The sequence below is a fragment of the Variovorax brevis genome, from assembly GCF_030317105.1.
GTDB classification, from domain to species: Bacteria; Pseudomonadota; Gammaproteobacteria; order Burkholderiales; family Burkholderiaceae_C; genus Variovorax; species Variovorax brevis.
This window is the reverse complement of record NZ_JASZYG010000001.1, coordinates 163,409-178,876: the sequence shown is the minus strand read 5'-3', so window position 1 is coordinate 178,876 and position 15,468 is coordinate 163,409. Positions and strand designations below refer to the sequence as shown.

Sequence of the window (15,468 nt, the reverse complement as noted above, 5' to 3'; positions counted from 1 at the left end):
GACTGCATCGGCCATATCCATAGACGGGGTCCCGGACACGATGCCAGTGCGAAGCGTCGACCAGCTAGACGGGCATTTATTGCGCGTGCTCGCCACCGTGGTGGAAGAGCGCAGCGTGTCGCGTGCCGCAGCAAGATTGCAGTTGACGCAGCCGGCGGTGAGCGGGTCGCTCAAGCGCTTGCGGGAGATCTTTGGCGATGCGTTGATGGTGCGCGACGGGACCACGATGGTGCCGACGTCGCGGGCTGCGGGATTGGCGGCGCAGGCTCGTCAGGCCTTGGGCGCCATGGAAGCCCTGCTCGCAGAGCCGGAGGAGTTTGTGCCCGCGCAGGCCAAGCTGACTTTCCGGATTGCATCACCGGACTACATCGCCCCATCATGGATTGCGCGTTTGGCGCAGCACGTGGGTGTCGAGGCGCCGCATTGCCGCATCGTGTTGAGTGCGCTGGGGCCGACCTTTGATTTCGAGCGGGCGTTGGGGGATGACGAACTGGATCTTGTCATCGGCAACTGGCCTTCGCCGCCGGAGCATCTGCATATCTCGCTGTTGCTGGAGGATGAGCTTGCTTGCCTGGTGGCGCGGGATCATCCGTTGGCGCGCGATGGCGCAACGCAGGTCACTGAAGAGGACTACCTTGCCGCAGGGCACATCGTGCCTGTGCCGTATGCGATGGCGCAGCGCGGGGTGGTTGAAAGCTACTTGTCGGAGCGCCATCGGAGCCGCGAGGCGCGCGTGCAGGTGCCCTATTTCGCGCTGGCGCCGTCGATTGCGGCGAGTACGCAGCTGGTCTTTACGACGGCGCGGCACTTTGCGGAGTACTACGCGGGGCTGTTGCCGCTAGCTGTCTTGAAGGCGCCGGAGGGGTTTCCGGGGATGCGGTTCTATCAGCTCTGGCATGAGCGCGCGCATCACTCGGCGGCGCATCGGTGGTTGAGGGGGTTGGTGACGCAGTTTGGGAGGGAATTGGCGGCGGCACCCACTGCCATTGCGTCCCCTACGGAATAGAGCACAACAGTGTGACGCATCGCGACTCGATTACTCATAATACTTTGCAGATAAAAGCATGTCCGCAAATATTCGCCAGCTTACTCTTTTTAGATCAATATTCTTGATGCCATTGTTTGCATAATATCCCTCCATACCCTCCACCCATCCACTTAATCCTTCGAAGTATGATTCGAGAGTTTTATTCTCCCAAGTTGACTCATTTGATCTCAAATCAGCAACAAGCGCCTTCAAAAAAACAAGGAAATCATCCTTGTTTTTCATATCCGAAATCAATTTATCCATTGAGCTCATTTTTGCACCTTAATACGACGCCCATCTTCCAACTTCAAATCCATAGAAACTCCGCCATTTCTGGTGGTCATTTTTCTGGCAACTTCGGACCTATCTAGTTGATCCTGGTCAATTTCATTTACCGGGACGCATTTTTGATTGGCAAGCTTGAATGCGGCAAGCCTTCGATGATCCAGTGTCCATATTTTTCCAGTTAAATCCTTCCACACTCTAATTTTGAGAACGTCGGCCTCAAGAACGCCCGACGATAGATTTTCAGCATTGCCCAGCACAGTAAAGTCGCCGGTTTGATTTCTCGCATTGCTTTGCATGAAATGAATTTTGGCGGATTCAATGGTTCCTTTCGGACACGGGCACAGGCCAAATGGATCAATCCAGCCAATCGGACTCGGTGCGTATTGCAGCAGGTTAATACCACCTTGTAGCCCGATTGGATCCTTCGAGACAAACCTCCCAGCTTGAGGGTCGTAGTACCTGAAGCGGTTGTAGTGCAGCCCCGTCTCATCGTCCAGATACTGCCCCTGGAAGCGAATCTGGTTTCGGATGCCCGCCTTGCGTGCCGCCTCACTGATCGTGATCCTGGCCTCTCCCCACGCCTTGTAGTTCGCCTCCCAAGCCAGCTTTCCTTCGCTGTCCGTCAACTCCATCGGCGTGCCGAGATGGTCGCACTGGTAGTAGTGGATGTCTCTCAACGGAGCGGGGCCCTCCCCGTGTTCATCGATCCCCGGCGCGTACTGACCGTTGTACAACGGATCGCGATCCATGTCGTACTCACCCGCGTCGTTGGCGTAGGCCTGCGCGTAGTTGATGGGGCGTCTGAGGAATGCACTTCGCGGGTCTACTGCTGTTCGCGCCTGCATCAGCGGCGTGAAGCCTCCGGGTTCGTAGATGTAGTGCGTCGCCGTTTGGCGCGTCGTATCGATCTCCGTCACCATCTGGTCGCCATCCCATCCGTACAGGGTGGTGCCCAAGGCGCGCTCTTGCACTTGGCGACGATATTCCTGCGCGTACCAGCCGCTGCCTGCCCCGCTGGGAGTGACGATGATCGGCGCGCTGCGCTTGGCCATGCGCCTGCCCAATGGGTCGTAGCTGAAGGTGGTGCTGGTCTGGTTGCCGCGCGCCTCAATCAATCGACCGAATGCATCCCAACGGAACCGTGTGCTCTGGCCGTTGTGCACGCGCAGGGTCATGTTGCCCCGGGCGTCGTATTCGTAGTGCGTGCCGGCGTATTGCGCGATGAGGTTGTTCAGGACGGCCGGCAGTCCGTGGATTCGAGAAGTGTGGCTGGCGGTGGACAACGACCCGTGCCGCGCAGGGTCTGCGTCAAGGGTGTTGCTGGCCGGATCAAAGGCGAAATGCTCCGTGCCCAGACCACTGGTGGCCTGCAGCAGGCGCCCGACGGGGTCGTAGCGGTAGCTCAGGGCGCCTCGGCGACTGTCGCCGATGTCCGTGAGTTGGCCGGCGCGGTCGTAGCGATAGTGGCGCTGGACGTTCAAGGCATTGGCATTGACGGCAGTTCCGGTGCTTTGGCTCAAGCGCTCCGCGCGACGGAGGATTTGCGCTTTCAAGCGCCCGGCCGGGTCGTACTGGCTTTCTTGCGCGATCTGGTTGGATTGCATTCGCTTGACTTCCCGATGCAAGTCGTCGCGCTCGAACTGCAGCACTTCCTGCCCATCCAGCAGCAAGCCATGCACGTGGCCCGAGCCGTAGGTGAGCCAGTCGATCGTGTGACCATCAGGTCGGATCGTCTGGGTGCGAACGCCCAGCGCGTCATGGCTGTGTTGCCATACGGCGGTGGCGATCTGCTCGCCACTCCTGCCGTGCTGGTGCTCGGCTCGGATGAGACCCGTGGGCGTGTAGAACCACTGCAGGTGGACGTTGGCGTTGCGCGCGTCGCTGAGCTGACCATTGGCGTTGTAGCCGTAGCTTTCGGTGAGCACGCTGGCGGCGTCAATTTCGCGGGTTTGAGGCGAATCCTGCTTGTACAGACTTGCGCGACGCTCGGTGAGCCGGCCCATGGGGTCGAACTGCAACTGAGTGAGGCCGTGGGCCTCCTTGATCTGGCGAAGGATGCCGTTTGCTGGGGCATAGCGGTATTGGGTCGCCGCATTGTCGAAGTGCACCTCCCCCACGAGTTGACCGCGCTCGTTGTATTGGAAGCGGTGCTGGCGAGCGTTTTCGTTGTGCAGTGAAAGGAGGCGTCCCAGCTTGTCCCACTGGTACTCCAAAAGGTGCCCATTGGCGTCTTGGCGTTGCGAGATGAGGCCGGCCTGGCTGTATTGGTAGCGGGTTTCTCGCTGCAGGGCATCGCGATGTATGAGCAGGCGACCTTCCGCGTCATGTTCAAGATGCTCCTTGTTACCATCGGGCAGCTCGACTTGGGCGAGTTGGCCGCGTTCGTAGTGGTAGTGGGTGGTCTCGCGTGCAGCGTTGACCGCCTTGATGAGGCGGCCGCGCTCGTCGTAAGACCACAGTGAGGTCTTGCCCGAGCAGTCCGTGTAAGCGGTGAGTTGGCCTGCGCTGTTGTAGGCCATTTGCTTCTTGCCACCCTTGGCGTCGGTGATTTCAACAGGGAGGCCAGCCTCGTTATAGGCGTACTCGGTCTTGTGGCCCAGGGGGTCGATTTCCTCGACGAGATTGACTCCGTCATAGGCGCGTTTCCAGACATGGCCCTCACCATCGCGGATGCCTGTGAGATTGTCGGCCGCGTCATACGCAAAGTGAATCGTGGTGTTGTCAGGCCGCGTCTGGCGGATGAGATTGCCCTTTGCGTCATAGCTATAGCTGTCACGGCTGCCGTCTGGGTGGACATGACTGGTGATGTTCTTGCGAGCATCGCGCACGAACCATTCCTGATGCCGCCAGATCTGCCCATGCTCATCCTTGATCTCTGGGTACACGATGCGATAGACATAGCCCAGGATGTCGAAGTAGTAGAGGGTGTGGGCGCCCATCGCATCGATAACGGTCGTCAGGCGGATGTGCTTGTTCCCCACGATGGTGGTGCCGAAGCTGCCGTCGTCCGCCTGTTCATACCAGGCGCGCGCCTGTGCGCTGTTGCGCGCATTGAGTGGCGCTTCAAAGCCATCGGGATGCATCCAGCTCAGACGCATGCCGCGCCCAGTGCGATCGCTGTAGGCGTTCAGCAAATGGGTGCTTTGCCGCTGCGGCGGGTGAAGCGCCTTGCCGGGGGCGGCTTGCAGGTATCCATAGCGCCAACTGTTCTGGTATTCATCCTGTGCGCCGATGAGGTCGCTGCTGCCGTCTGCGTTGTGCGCATAGGTGTAGCGCGCCAGTTCGCGCGCCGCGACGCCATCCTGCACAAGCCACAGACCCCGGATGCAACCGCGCTCATCGAGAGCAGTGCAAACGTGGGTGTTGCCGCTGACGATGTCCGACAGTTGCCCACCGGGGTGGCGATAGGACAACTCCGTGGTGTGGCCAGCCTGCGTGCGTTGGCTGATCAGTCGGTAGCAGACGGCCCTGTTCTTCGTTTGGGGCTTGCCATTTCGAACGAATGCAGGCGCCAACTCGAAGGTCTCAATGAAGTCACGTCCGTGCGACAGGACCAGCGTATACACATTGCCTCGCCCGAGAGTGAGGTCTTCGATGGCATTGTGGTGGGTCTGGCCAATGGCATTGAGGTAACCGTCGCGGCCCGAATGGTCATCGCCCGGACCCGCCAGTGCAGGGAACAGATGCTCGCGCCCATCGGCGGCGAAGTAGCGCAGGCTACCGTCCTCGTCTTGCTCAATGCGGGTGGTGTAAGGGCTGGTCCAGCGTGCCCCCAGGTAAGCCGGCACCGCGTCTTGGCCGGTAGCGCTGTTGGGTAGGTCATAGGCGCCCAGGCGCGAGTAGTAGAGGCGAGTCCACACAATAGGCATCAGGCCGGGCAGGCTGAAGTCGGTGTGTGCCACGGTTTCGCTGCCTGTGGCGAAGTTGATAGAGCCGCCCGTCGAGGCTTTGGCTGAGGGTGCCTTGCCTCCGCCTGTAGCCACGCAACAGTTGGCATCGCCTTTGGCTGCTGCCTGCTTGCCCTGCCCTTCCAAGTGCTCTCCAGGCCTTTCGTGATCGCTTTGCGTCACCTTGCGGGCGATGGTGGGCATGGCACCCCTTCGCTTTGAAAGGACCCGTTCGACCGCTGTGGTGAGGCGCCGGAGCAGCCAGGCAATGGATTTCTCCTTTCCCGCGTTGGCCTGCGCCAGAAGCGCGGATTTGACTTTGCGCCCCAAGCTTTCCAAAGCTTCGGCTTGCGGCAGAAGCAGCGCCTGTGCACCGCTGCCTCGAATGAGCACACCGGCGCCCGCATTGGCCGCCTGCTTTGCCTTTCTCTCGATGACGCCCATGGCCACCTGCGTGAGCGGCACGATTGCTGTTTCTTGTTGTTCCGAGATCTTCTGGAGCTCTTTGATATTTGGCGGCTGAGCCATTGGCTTTCTTCTTCCCTGAAATTTTTTATGGCGCCTGATGATTGTTTGCACGCTCCATGAGCGCGCTGGTTCTACGGACGAAACGAGCGCTTTTTTTAAGGCTTGGGTTCAAACGCGATATAGGCCAGGCAATCAGGGCTGCGTTCTCGAAAACCGAACGACAAATGCCCCCAGGGCTCAGGGGAGGAGTAGGTCGTTGCGTCGTCGGGAGATCGACCGCGAGGTGCTCCTGTGACGTGCATCGTTCCGTATTGCTCACGGACTTTTGCAAGGGGAAGGCACGCCCCACCGACTTCCAGCACAAGAAAGCCTGGATGGACGCCTGTTCGCTTGATGCGCAAGTCCACCTTTGAGAGAACCACGCCCTCGTCCAATTGAATCGGGCCTGCCCGATAGAACCGAAATGGCCCGCCATTTGACTCGGCCTCCAGCAACTCGACTGAAATCGCGGTTTGCACTTTTTCTCTTGTGAATGGGGCTTCACTCGAAAGGGAGCGAACCATTTCCCATAGTCCAGGTTTTTTGTGGCCCATGGAGTCCTTGGAATCAATTTTCATTTTCGAGCATCCAGATACGCCAGCTGCAATTAAAATGCATACAATTAAAGATAATCTACTTCCGGGCAGGAAACGTTCTTTCATACCAGTTGCCGTAGTAAACTGCATAAGGCTCCTTCGAATTTGACGTGATCTCACCCCTCCCTATCTGCGTTCCGATGGAATTCCTGGCCGTTTCGGCGTTTCCAGTAGCAAGAAATTTGTCATATGCGGAGTTATATGTCTCATGATTCTTCATGTCGCCTGCAATTCCAATATCAGGACCGCCATTTGAAATTATTTCTCGCTGAACCTTGATGTTATTCATCGTCGCGGCTGCCTCGTCGGCCAAAGCTCCTCCAACGTAGGCTGCTTTGGACGAAAAGTCGTCTTTATAGGGATACAAGGCATGTCCGACCTCATGTGCCATCACCTGAGTGGCCTCCAGGGGTCGACCCTTCAATGCACCATCAAGCGTTATGGATTTGGTTGGCCTGCTCGCAGTGGATCCCTCAGCCCCGGACTGCCCTTGCTGTCAGGCCCAGTCATGCTGTGGCTCGCGGCATGGCGAACATCGTTACCGGTGGTCCCGCTGGTGATGCTTCCGCTCTTGTAATGCGCGTAGCTTCCGCCACCGTTGATCAGCAATTCGCTCGCCGCTTGGATGGTGATCTTGTTGGCCTTGAGGGTGATCTCCTCCTTGGCCAGCAGATGAATGCAGGTCTTCAGCGCCTGGATTTCAATATCCGCCTGCGCCGCAACCACCTTGATGCCCTTCTGCGCCGCAAAGAGCTTGATGGCCTGCAAGGCCACCGCCAGCAGGCTGTCGCCACTGGTGATGCTGGTGTGCTTGCCACTCGTGATCGCCGTGTGCTCGTTGCTCGCGATGTGCGTGCTGAACTGGCTGGTGGTCTCGATGCCCGCAGGCGAGGCCAGCACCAGGTGTGGTTCCTGGAGTTCGGGGAATACGCCGGCCTCGGCGTTTGCAGCTCCTTCGCCTTTGATTGCTTCGTTCTGCTCTTTGAGGGCCTTGGCGACTTCCGCCTGGTCGCCGGGCTTCCTCGCCCCACAGCGCGGCCTCGGTGATGAGCGCGTTGATCTCGCGCACGCCCGCGCCGAGGTGGTCCACGCTCGCACCCACCGCGCCGGCAACGAATTCACCAACGCCGTCGAGTTCAATCAGGCAACTGATTTCACGACCGATGAAGCCATCCAGGTCGAAATCGACCGCGCCGCTCGCACCCGGACTCAAGGCATCGGGGGTCTTGAGCAGGAGCTCGTATTCGAACAGGGAGTTCAGCCCTTCCCGGCCGGACAGTCGCACGGCTTCGAGTGCGGGTCGGCCGAGAACGGTGGGTATTGCGGGGCTGCTGATCTGAAGCGTGCGCGCAGCTGCGCCGCGTAGTGCGGGCATGTCTCTTCTCTCCCTGGCAAATAATTCTTGTCTGGGGAGTTTGCATCAGGCCAACCCATGGATTGCCAACAGAAGGTCAACGCTTCAGAAAAATCTCTTGTGGGAACTTTCTGAAGCGCGACTCGCATCAGGGAAAGCGTCCGCCGGTCCTTCAGCCGACCGCAGTTGGTCGCCACAACAGCCGCCACGCTTTTGACCCAGCCCAGGATTTCCGCGATCCTTACCCACCCATTCGCTGTGGAGGCCCTCGATGACCCATCCCAAGCTGACGGTCAGCGGCATACGCGCTCGCCCCGTGCTGGTACCGCTCAAGCGCCCCATCGTTTCGCGCGTTGGACTCTTCCAGGACTGGCCGCTCATCCTCATCGACCTGGAAACAGCCGAAGGCGTCGTCGGTCGCAGCTACCTCGAGCCCTACCTTGAACTCTCGGCGCGCTACATCGTCCCGATGATCGAAGACCTTGCCCAGGCTCTCAAAGGACAGCGGGTCGCCCCGTTCGATACCTACAAGAAAACCATCGGTTCGCTCCACCTCGTCGGTCGCGAAGGCCTGTCACTGATCGCCGTCTCCGCGCTCGACATGGCGGCGTGGGATGCGTTGGCGCAAGCTGGGAACATGCCGCTCGCAGAGTACCTCGGCGGAACCATCGGCCCCGTTCCCGCATACAACAGCAACGGCTTGTGGCTGACCCCTCTGGAAGGCATCGCCAGAGAAGCCGATGAGCTCATTCGCGAAGCCAACTTCTCCGCCCTCAAGCTGCGCCTGGGCCGCGACAAGCTCAGCGATGACCTCGCCTGCATCGCCGCCGTCCGGGAGGCCGTGGGCGCTGATGTGAAGCTCATGTGCGACTTCAACCAGGGCTTGACGTTGGGCGACGCACTCGCGCGCTGCCATGCGCTCGACGACCACGGCCTCTACTGGTTCGAGGAGCCCATCACGTACGACAACATCCCCGGCTACGCACAACTCGCCCGCGAACTGAAGACGCCCGTTCAGCTTGGCGAGAACTTCTACGGTCCACGCCAGATGTACCACGCGGTGCTCGCTGGCGCAGGCGATCTTGTCATGCCGGACATGATGCGCATAGGCGGCGTCAGCGGATGGCTGCGCGCGGCGGCGATCGCCAGCGCAGCGGGAATCCCGATGTCCACGCACCTGTATCCCGAGATCGCCGCGCACCTCATGCGGGTGACGGACACAGCCCATTGGCTCGAGTGGCAGGACTGGGCAGACCCCGTGCTGCAAGAGCCTTACGAGATCAAGAACGGCTTCCTGCACATGCCGGACCGCCCTGGCCAAGGCATCACCTGGAACGAAAAGGCCGTCGCCAAGTACAGCTACTGAACTGAGCCTTTCTACCCCCGCGACACCGCCTCCGCCCACCGCTCAGCCATCGCCGGCGAGTTGAAGCACGTCGTGTCATGCGTCGCCGCGCACACGGCCCGTTCCAGCAGCTGAATGTCCGCCTCATGCTGCCGCGCCACGTGCGGGTCCTCGAAGAAGATCGCCTTGTTGCAGCGCCGGTCGAGCACCAGCTCCGCGATCTGCGCGTCGCCGCCCATCGGACCGCTCATATAGCGCGTGATCCACGGCTTGTCCGCAGGCCAGCCGCGCGACCAGGCCATGTCGTTGAGCAGTCCGCCCGTCGTGCCCGTGCCCACCCGTATCGCAAAGCGCGAGAGCACATCGAAATACTTCGCCGCGAACTCAATCATTCGCGGCTTCAGCGCGTCGTGCGCGATGAGCGCCACCGTCTGCCCCTCGAACGATCTTGAAAGGCTCGCGCCGTCCTGCCCCGCATGCACCAGTTCCACGGCAATCCACTCCGCAGCGCCTGCCGCCGTCGAGATGAAAGGCTTGCCATGAATCACGCACTGCCGCTTGAGCGCCTGCGTTTCGGGGTAAAGCGATGACGGGTCGACGGGGTCGAGCAGGTAGATCACGCCATCGAGTTCGTCCGCCGGCGTCAACCCGCCCGCAATGCAGGAGGCGAGCCGCATGACCCCGCCTTCCACGCCCGAAGGCAATCGAACCAGGGGCTCGTACCCCGACAGTAGGTCCTGGCTTCTGAGTGCGTCATAGGTGCCGCCGACGGCATGCAGGCCCAAGCCCAACTGGCGGATGCCAGCCTCGCAGGACCGGGCCCATCCCGCCAGCGCGCCATCGGCGCTTTGTCGATGCAGGCGATTGGCCACCAGGCCGATGCGCATTGCGTTCATCCAGACACTCCACACACTGTTGCGAAAGGAGCAAAGTATGCGCGTGGGCCGCAAAACTCAGGTAGTGGCCGGCTGTTGGCACCGAAATCGCTTGACCCCGGCACAACAACTCGAAAGGTGATTCCCATGGCGAAGATCCCTCCCGGCGTCGGCCCGCGTTTTCCGCAGGTGGTGGTGCTTGTCGGCGCCACGGGCGACCTGGCGCGGCGCAAGCTCCTGCCCGGGCTGTTCCACCTGTGCAGCGCCGGCTTCATTCCCGGCTGCCGGATCATCGGCGTCTCGCTCGACGAGATGGATGCGGACGGCTTCCGTGCCGCCGCCCGCTCGGCCCTGGACGAGTTCGCCAGCCGGAAGATCTCCCCGGCCGCCTGGGACACCTTCGCCGCGACGCTGGACTATGTGCCGCTGTCGGGCGGCGCCGGCGCCCTCAAGGCGGCCGTCGAGCGCGCCGAGCAGTCGCTGGGCGTCGAGTGCCGCCGGCTGCACTACCTGAGCGTGCCGCCGAGCGCGGCGCTTCAGGTGGTGCGCATGCTGGGCGAAGCGCAGTTGGTGGAGCGCTCGCGCATCGTCATGGAAAAGCCTTTCGGCACCAACCTCAGCAGCGCGGTCTCGCTCAACAGCCAGCTTCACGAAGTGTTCCAGGAAGAACAGATCTTCCGGATCGACCACTTCCTGGGCAAGGAGCCGGCGCAGAACATCCTGGCGTTCCGCTTTGCCAACGGCCTGTTCGAGCCAATCTGGAATCGCAACTTCATCGACCACGTGCAGATCGACGTGCCCGAGACGCTGGGCCTGGGCAAGCGCGCCGGCTTCTACGAGCAGACGGGCGCCTACCGCGACATGGTGGTCACCCACCTCTTCCAGATCCTCGCCTTCATGGCGATGGAGCCGCCGACGGCACTCGAGCCCGCGCCCATCAGCGAAGAAAAGAACAAGGTATTCCGCAGCATGGAGCCGATCCAGCCGCACGACGTGGTGCGCGGCCAGTACAGCGGCTACCGCACGGAAGAAGGCGTCGACCCGGATTCGGACACCGAGACCTTTATTGCGCTGAAGTGCCACATCGACAACTGGCGTTGGGCGGGCGTGCCCTTCTACCTGCGCACCGGCAAGCGCCTGGCCGAGGGGCAACGCATCATTTCCATCGCCTTTCGCGAACCGCCCAAGAGCATGTTTCCTCCGGGCTCGGGCGTTGGCGCGCAGGGGCCGGACCACCTGACATTCGACCTGGCCGATGCGTCGAAGATGTCGCTGTCCTTCTACGGCAAGCGCCCCGGCCCCGGCATGCGGCTGGACAAGCTGAGCCTGCAGTTCGCGATGCGCGACACCGGCATGGCCGGCGAAGTGCTGGAGGCGTACGAGCGGCTCATCCTGGACGCGATGCGCGGCGACCGCACCCTCTTCACCACCGCCGAAGGCATCGAGCGGCTGTGGGAAGTCTCATCGCACCTTCTCGAATCACCACCGCCGGTGCGCCTGTACGAAGCGGGCTCGTGGGGACCCAAGGCGGTGCATCAACTCATCGCGCCGCACGCCTGGCGCTTGCCTTTCGAACGGGCCTGGCGAGATCCGAACAAGCTCGGCGCCTGACACGTGCCTGGCAGTGGTCAGTCGACCGACTGCTCGTTCCAAGTCACCGGATCGGTGGCCTTGGGTTCGTTCCAGAGACAGGGGCCACACATCAGGGCCTGATAGACAGTCTTCCCCGCTTTGGTGCCCGTGACCACAGGCGTCGCACCACAAATCTCGCATGGGGTCGCGAAATCGGGCTCGTAACGGTCGATGGAAACAATGGGATCCATGCTCGAAGGCCCTCCGGCTATTGCTAAAGAATTAATCGCTGCAACACACAAATTGGTATCACTTAATTCAAAGTGTGCCTCGAATCCGATCTTTTCGCTGATCCGTGAAATTCGTCGTCGGACAACATCGCGAGCCCCGCGCCAAGGCCGCAAGTTGTTACTCATTGAAACTATATTCAGTTCAACAGACCCTTAACGACTGGCAACGTCTCGCCATTTGTTTGCAAGAAATGGACCAAAAAAAGCGGTCCGCGCGCCCCTCGATGAACGACAAGAAACTCAGGATCACCGGCCCCGATGCAACGCCTTACACGCTGGGCCAGCCCATGCACGTGTACGACGGCGATTTGCTGCTGGGCACGCTGGACCCTGTGCCGCTGCTCAAGAGCGGCACGGAGCTTTTCGTCGAAGCCTTCACCCCGGCCCGTGCCGTGAGCGAGGAGCCCCGCCACGTCGGCCGGCTCATCTTCCTGGAAATCTGCGCCTTCATCGCCGAGCACTACCCGCAGATCCAGGCCATCAGCTTCGTGTTCTCGCGCCAGGTCGACGTGCTGGGCGCGGGCGAGCAGCAGGCGCTGGCGCGCGCCGAAACCATGGCGCGCATCGGCGCCATCAACGTCAAGATGACCCCCAAGGCCAACGCCCTGCCCGGTCACTTCGTGGTCTCGGGCATCTGGCCCTACAGCCAGCACAACCTGGCGGCGCTGCACGGCGTGCTTGAAGAAGAACGCGCGCTGTACCGTGAGGTGCCCATCGGTGCAGGCTTGCGCGACAAGGTGGGCGTGGTCGCCGCCATTCAACGGCTGATGGGTCGCGAGAACGCTTCCAAGCCGACCCTGAGCAAGTCCCTGTAACGGTGCACGCCGCAGTCGCCTGCCTGGGCGACTGAGCTACTGCGTCTCGCCGCTGATGTAGGGCCGGACCTTGTCCTGCTCGGCCGGATCGTTGCGCGACACGATCGCACGCGCCGGCTCCGAGGTGCTCAGGTTGATGGCGACATGCGGCACATCAGGCGGAATGAAAAGAAAGTCGCCCGCCTCGCTGATGACCGATTCCTCCAGCTGCGGGCCATAAAGCGTCTGCACACGTCCGTGCAGCACGTAGATCGCGGTTTCGTGGCCCACATGAAGATGCGGTTGCGAGCGCGCACCGGGCGGGATCACCACCACGTGCATCGACAGGCCCTGCGCACCTGCGCTGTCACCCGAGATGCCCACGAAATAAGGCAGCCCCTGGCTGGTTGCCACTTCGATGGCGGGACGAATGGCCTTCACCGAGGGGGTTGAAGCAGCTTGCATCGGGTTCTCCAGCGCATGCCAATGAACGCGCAAATATTGCCAGATTCCTTTGCACCGCGTCGCTCAGATGTTTGCGATGTTTGCAAATCGAAATTGATTGGTTGGTGATTGCAGCGCGCGTTTCTAGACTCCGCGGCTTCAACAAGGAGCCTCACTGTGAGCCAATTTCCCGCATCGAACATCGACACTTCTTTTGACGGCCTGCGCATTCGCCGTGTTGCCGGAAACATCGGCGGCGAAGTGCTGGACTTGAAGCTGAGTGCCGATTTCGACGACCTCGCCATCGATACGCTGCACGCCGCGCTGGTCAAGCACAAGGTGCTGTTCTTTCGCGGTCAATCGCAGCTCGATGACGCCGCGCATCAGGCCTTTGGTGCGCGCTTTGGCCGCACCGTGGCGCACCCCACCGTGCCAGCGCCGGAAGGCACCAAGCTCTTCGAACTCGACGCGTCCAAGGGCGGCGGCCGTGCGGATTCGTGGCATACCGACGTAACCTTCATCGACGCCTTTCCGAAGATTTCCATTCTTCGGGGCGTGACCATTCCGGCCTATGGCGGCGACACCGTCTGGGCCAACACCGCTGCCGCGTACGAGCGACTTCCGGCCGATCTCAAGCGCCTCGCCGATGGCCTGTGGGCCGTGCACACCAATGACTATGACTACGGCGCCTCGCGTGTCGTGGTGGAGCAGGAGCGCCTGAAGCACCATCAGAACGTCTTCGTCTCGGCCGTGTTCGAGGCAGAGCATCCCGTAGTGCACGTGCATCCGGTGTCGGGCGAGCGCGCCTTGTTGCTGGGCCATTTCATCAAGAAGATCTCGGGGCTTTCGACCAACGAATCGGCGCGCCTCTTCGAGGTCCTGCAAAACCGCGTGATTGCGCTGGAGAACACCGTGCGCTGGAACTGGCAGCAGGACGACGTGGTCATCTGGGACAACCGTGCCACGCAGCACTACGCCATCAACGACTACGGCAACCAGCCGCGCGTGGTGCGGCGCGTGACGGTCGAGGGTGAGCGCGCCACCGCCATCGATGGACAACGCAGCCGCACGCGCCGCCGGCCCGAAGCGGTCAACGACGAGCAGATCAGCGCCGCCATCGCGCAAGCCGCGTGAACGTAGAGGCACGAAAAGCACCATGACCACCCGCCGACATCTGCTCCAGGCCTCCGCCGCGCTGGGCGCTTCCACGCTGCTGCCCACGCTCGCCACCGCACAAGGCGCCGCGAAGAAGTTCGCCGGCGTGACGCTGAACGTCTCGACCTTCAGCGCCGCCTATCCCACACTGCTTCAGAAGTGGCTGCCCGAGTTCGAGGCGCTCACCGGCGCCAAGGTGAACTACGACGCACCGTCTTTCCCCGTCTACAACCAGCGCGCCGACCTGGAACTGTCGACCAAGGGCGCCGCATATGACGTGGTGAACGTCACCTTCATCTATTCGAGCCGCTGGATCAACTCGGGCTGGCTCACGCCGCTGGACGACTTCATCCGCAACCCGAACCTGACGGCTGCGGACTTCGACATCAACGACTTCCTGCCCGCCGCGCGTGCGCCGGAAACGGGCAAGGACGGCAAGCTCTACGGCGTGCCGTGGACGGCGGAAGCCTTGCTCACCGCGTCGTCGCGCTTCGACCTCGTGCAGGCGGCGGGTCTGCAGTTTCCGGACACCTCGGACGACCTGGTGAAAGTGCTGCGTGCCGTCCACAAGAAGGATCGCGTGGCGGGCTTCGTCGCGGACAACCACTACGGCTGGACCTTCGTGCCCTACCTGCACGCCTTTGGCGGCGACGTGTTCCGCAAGGCGCCCGACGATCTCTATCCGACGCTCGACACGCCCGAAGCCGTGGCGGCTGCCGAGTACTACGCGAGCCTGCTGCGTGAGTTCGGGCCCGATGGCGCGGTAACGTACCAGCCGGACCAGGTGACGCAGGCACTCAAGCTGGGCCGCGTCAACTTCACGGATGCGGGGCAGTTGCATCTCGCGCAACTGGGCGATCCTGCCACCAGCAAGACGATCAAGACCGTGAAGTTCGGTCTCGTTCCCAAGGGGCCCGCGGGCCGCTTTCCCGGAACGGCCGTGCATGGGCTGGGCATTCCCGCGGGGTCGAAGAACAAGGAAGCGGCTTGGGCCTTCATTCAATGGGCGCTGTCGAAGCAGACCACGCGCAAGGCGGTACTGGCCGGCTACGGTTCGCCCGCACGGCGCTCGGACATCGATTCGAAGGAGTTCCGCGCAAAACAGGTCATCAACGGGACGGACCTCGCGCAGCTGTCCATCGATTCGCTCGAGCTCGCGGCAAAGACGGGCCACATGAAGTACCGCACCGTGTCGGTCTATCCGCAGGTGGACCAGCAGCTCAACAAGGCCATCGAGCTGATTGCGACGAACCAGTTGTCCGCCAAGCAGGCGCTGCAACAGGCGCAGGCCGCTTCCATCGCGGAGCTCAAGCGCGCAGGCGTGGGTTTGTGAC

Annotated in this window: 15 protein-coding genes; 7 read left to right on the top strand and 8 right to left on the bottom strand. The window is 61.6% G+C overall.

Annotation, left to right across the window (positions count from 1 at the left end):
• The first annotated feature begins 40 nt into the window (after window positions 1–40).
• Window positions 41–1,006, top strand: a complete 966-nt coding sequence (locus QTI66_RS00680; RefSeq protein WP_286556726.1) for a LysR family transcriptional regulator — start codon at window positions 41–43, stop codon at window positions 1,004–1,006.
• 30 nt (window positions 1,007–1,036) lie between these two features.
• Here QTI66_RS00680 and QTI66_RS00675 read toward each other — a convergent pair whose 3' ends face one another.
• The 5 genes from QTI66_RS00675 to QTI66_RS00655 all read right to left on the bottom strand — a co-directional run bounded on the left by QTI66_RS00675 (window position 1,037) and on the right by QTI66_RS00655 (window position 7,205).
• The gene (locus tag QTI66_RS00675) at window positions 1,037–1,291 is read right to left on the bottom strand and encodes a DUF7660 family protein (protein ID WP_286556725.1); all 255 of its coding nucleotides are present in this window, start codon (window positions 1,289–1,291) and stop codon (window positions 1,037–1,039) included.
• Window positions 1,292–1,296: 5 nt separating this feature from the next.
• Window positions 1,297–5,730, bottom strand: coding sequence for an RHS repeat-associated core domain-containing protein (locus QTI66_RS00670; protein WP_286556724.1), 4,434 nt, complete (start codon window positions 5,728–5,730; stop codon window positions 1,297–1,299).
• Between the two features lie 95 nt (window positions 5,731–5,825).
• Window positions 5,826–6,287, bottom strand: a complete 462-nt coding sequence (locus QTI66_RS00665; protein ID WP_286556723.1) for a hypothetical protein — start codon at window positions 6,285–6,287, stop codon at window positions 5,826–5,828.
• A gap of 55 nt (window positions 6,288–6,342) precedes the next feature.
• Window positions 6,343–6,696: a hypothetical protein gene (locus QTI66_RS00660; protein ID WP_353506174.1), complete on the bottom strand. Its 354-nt coding sequence runs from the start codon at window positions 6,694–6,696 to the stop codon at window positions 6,343–6,345.
• 47 nt (window positions 6,697–6,743) lie between these two features.
• Window positions 6,744–7,205 carry a DUF2345 domain-containing protein gene (locus QTI66_RS00655; RefSeq protein ID WP_286556722.1) on the bottom strand — a complete coding sequence of 154 codons (462 nt, stop codon included), beginning with the start codon at window positions 7,203–7,205 and terminating at the stop codon, window positions 6,744–6,746.
• 91 nt (window positions 7,206–7,296) lie between these two features.
• Between QTI66_RS00655 and QTI66_RS00650 the strand changes: the two genes are divergently transcribed.
• Window positions 7,297–7,671, top strand: a complete 375-nt coding sequence (locus QTI66_RS00650) for a hypothetical protein (protein ID WP_286556721.1) — start codon at window positions 7,297–7,299, stop codon at window positions 7,669–7,671.
• 259 nt (window positions 7,672–7,930) lie between these two features.
• Window positions 7,931–9,025, top strand: a complete 1,095-nt coding sequence (locus QTI66_RS00645) for an enolase C-terminal domain-like protein (RefSeq protein ID WP_286556720.1) — start codon at window positions 7,931–7,933, stop codon at window positions 9,023–9,025.
• A gap of 11 nt (window positions 9,026–9,036) precedes the next feature.
• Here the strand turns inward: QTI66_RS00645 and QTI66_RS00640 are convergent, their stop codons facing one another.
• Window positions 9,037–9,891, bottom strand: a complete 855-nt coding sequence (locus QTI66_RS00640; protein WP_286557786.1) for a methylglyoxal synthase — start codon at window positions 9,889–9,891, stop codon at window positions 9,037–9,039.
• A gap of 135 nt (window positions 9,892–10,026) precedes the next feature.
• Between QTI66_RS00640 and zwf the strand changes: the two genes are divergently transcribed.
• Window positions 10,027–11,490 carry a glucose-6-phosphate dehydrogenase gene (gene zwf, locus QTI66_RS00635; RefSeq protein ID WP_286556719.1) on the top strand — a complete coding sequence of 488 codons (1,464 nt, stop codon included), beginning with the start codon at window positions 10,027–10,029 and terminating at the stop codon, window positions 11,488–11,490.
• A 17-nt stretch (window positions 11,491–11,507) separates the two neighbouring features.
• On the opposite strand, the gene QTI66_RS00630 is transcribed toward zwf, so the two are convergent.
• Complete coding sequence (locus QTI66_RS00630; RefSeq protein WP_286556718.1) at window positions 11,508–11,702, bottom strand: hypothetical protein; 195 nt, start codon at window positions 11,700–11,702, stop codon at window positions 11,508–11,510.
• A gap of 263 nt (window positions 11,703–11,965) precedes the next feature.
• On the opposite strand from QTI66_RS00630, the gene QTI66_RS00625 reads away from it, so the two are divergent.
• Window positions 11,966–12,556 carry a hypothetical protein gene (locus QTI66_RS00625; RefSeq protein WP_286556717.1) on the top strand — a complete coding sequence of 197 codons (591 nt, stop codon included), beginning with the start codon at window positions 11,966–11,968 and terminating at the stop codon, window positions 12,554–12,556.
• Between the two features lie 36 nt (window positions 12,557–12,592).
• Here QTI66_RS00625 and QTI66_RS00620 read toward each other — a convergent pair whose 3' ends face one another.
• Window positions 12,593–13,000, bottom strand: a complete 408-nt coding sequence (locus QTI66_RS00620; protein ID WP_286556716.1) for a cupin domain-containing protein — start codon at window positions 12,998–13,000, stop codon at window positions 12,593–12,595.
• Window positions 13,001–13,156: 156 nt separating this feature from the next.
• On the opposite strand from QTI66_RS00620, the gene QTI66_RS00615 reads away from it, so the two are divergent.
• Window positions 13,157–14,113, top strand: a complete 957-nt coding sequence (locus QTI66_RS00615; RefSeq protein ID WP_286556715.1) for a TauD/TfdA dioxygenase family protein — start codon at window positions 13,157–13,159, stop codon at window positions 14,111–14,113.
• Between the two features lie 22 nt (window positions 14,114–14,135).
• Window positions 14,136–15,467: an ABC transporter substrate-binding protein gene (locus QTI66_RS00610; protein ID WP_286556714.1), complete on the top strand. Its 1,332-nt coding sequence runs from the start codon at window positions 14,136–14,138 to the stop codon at window positions 15,465–15,467.
• Window position 15,468: the final 1 nt, after the last annotated feature.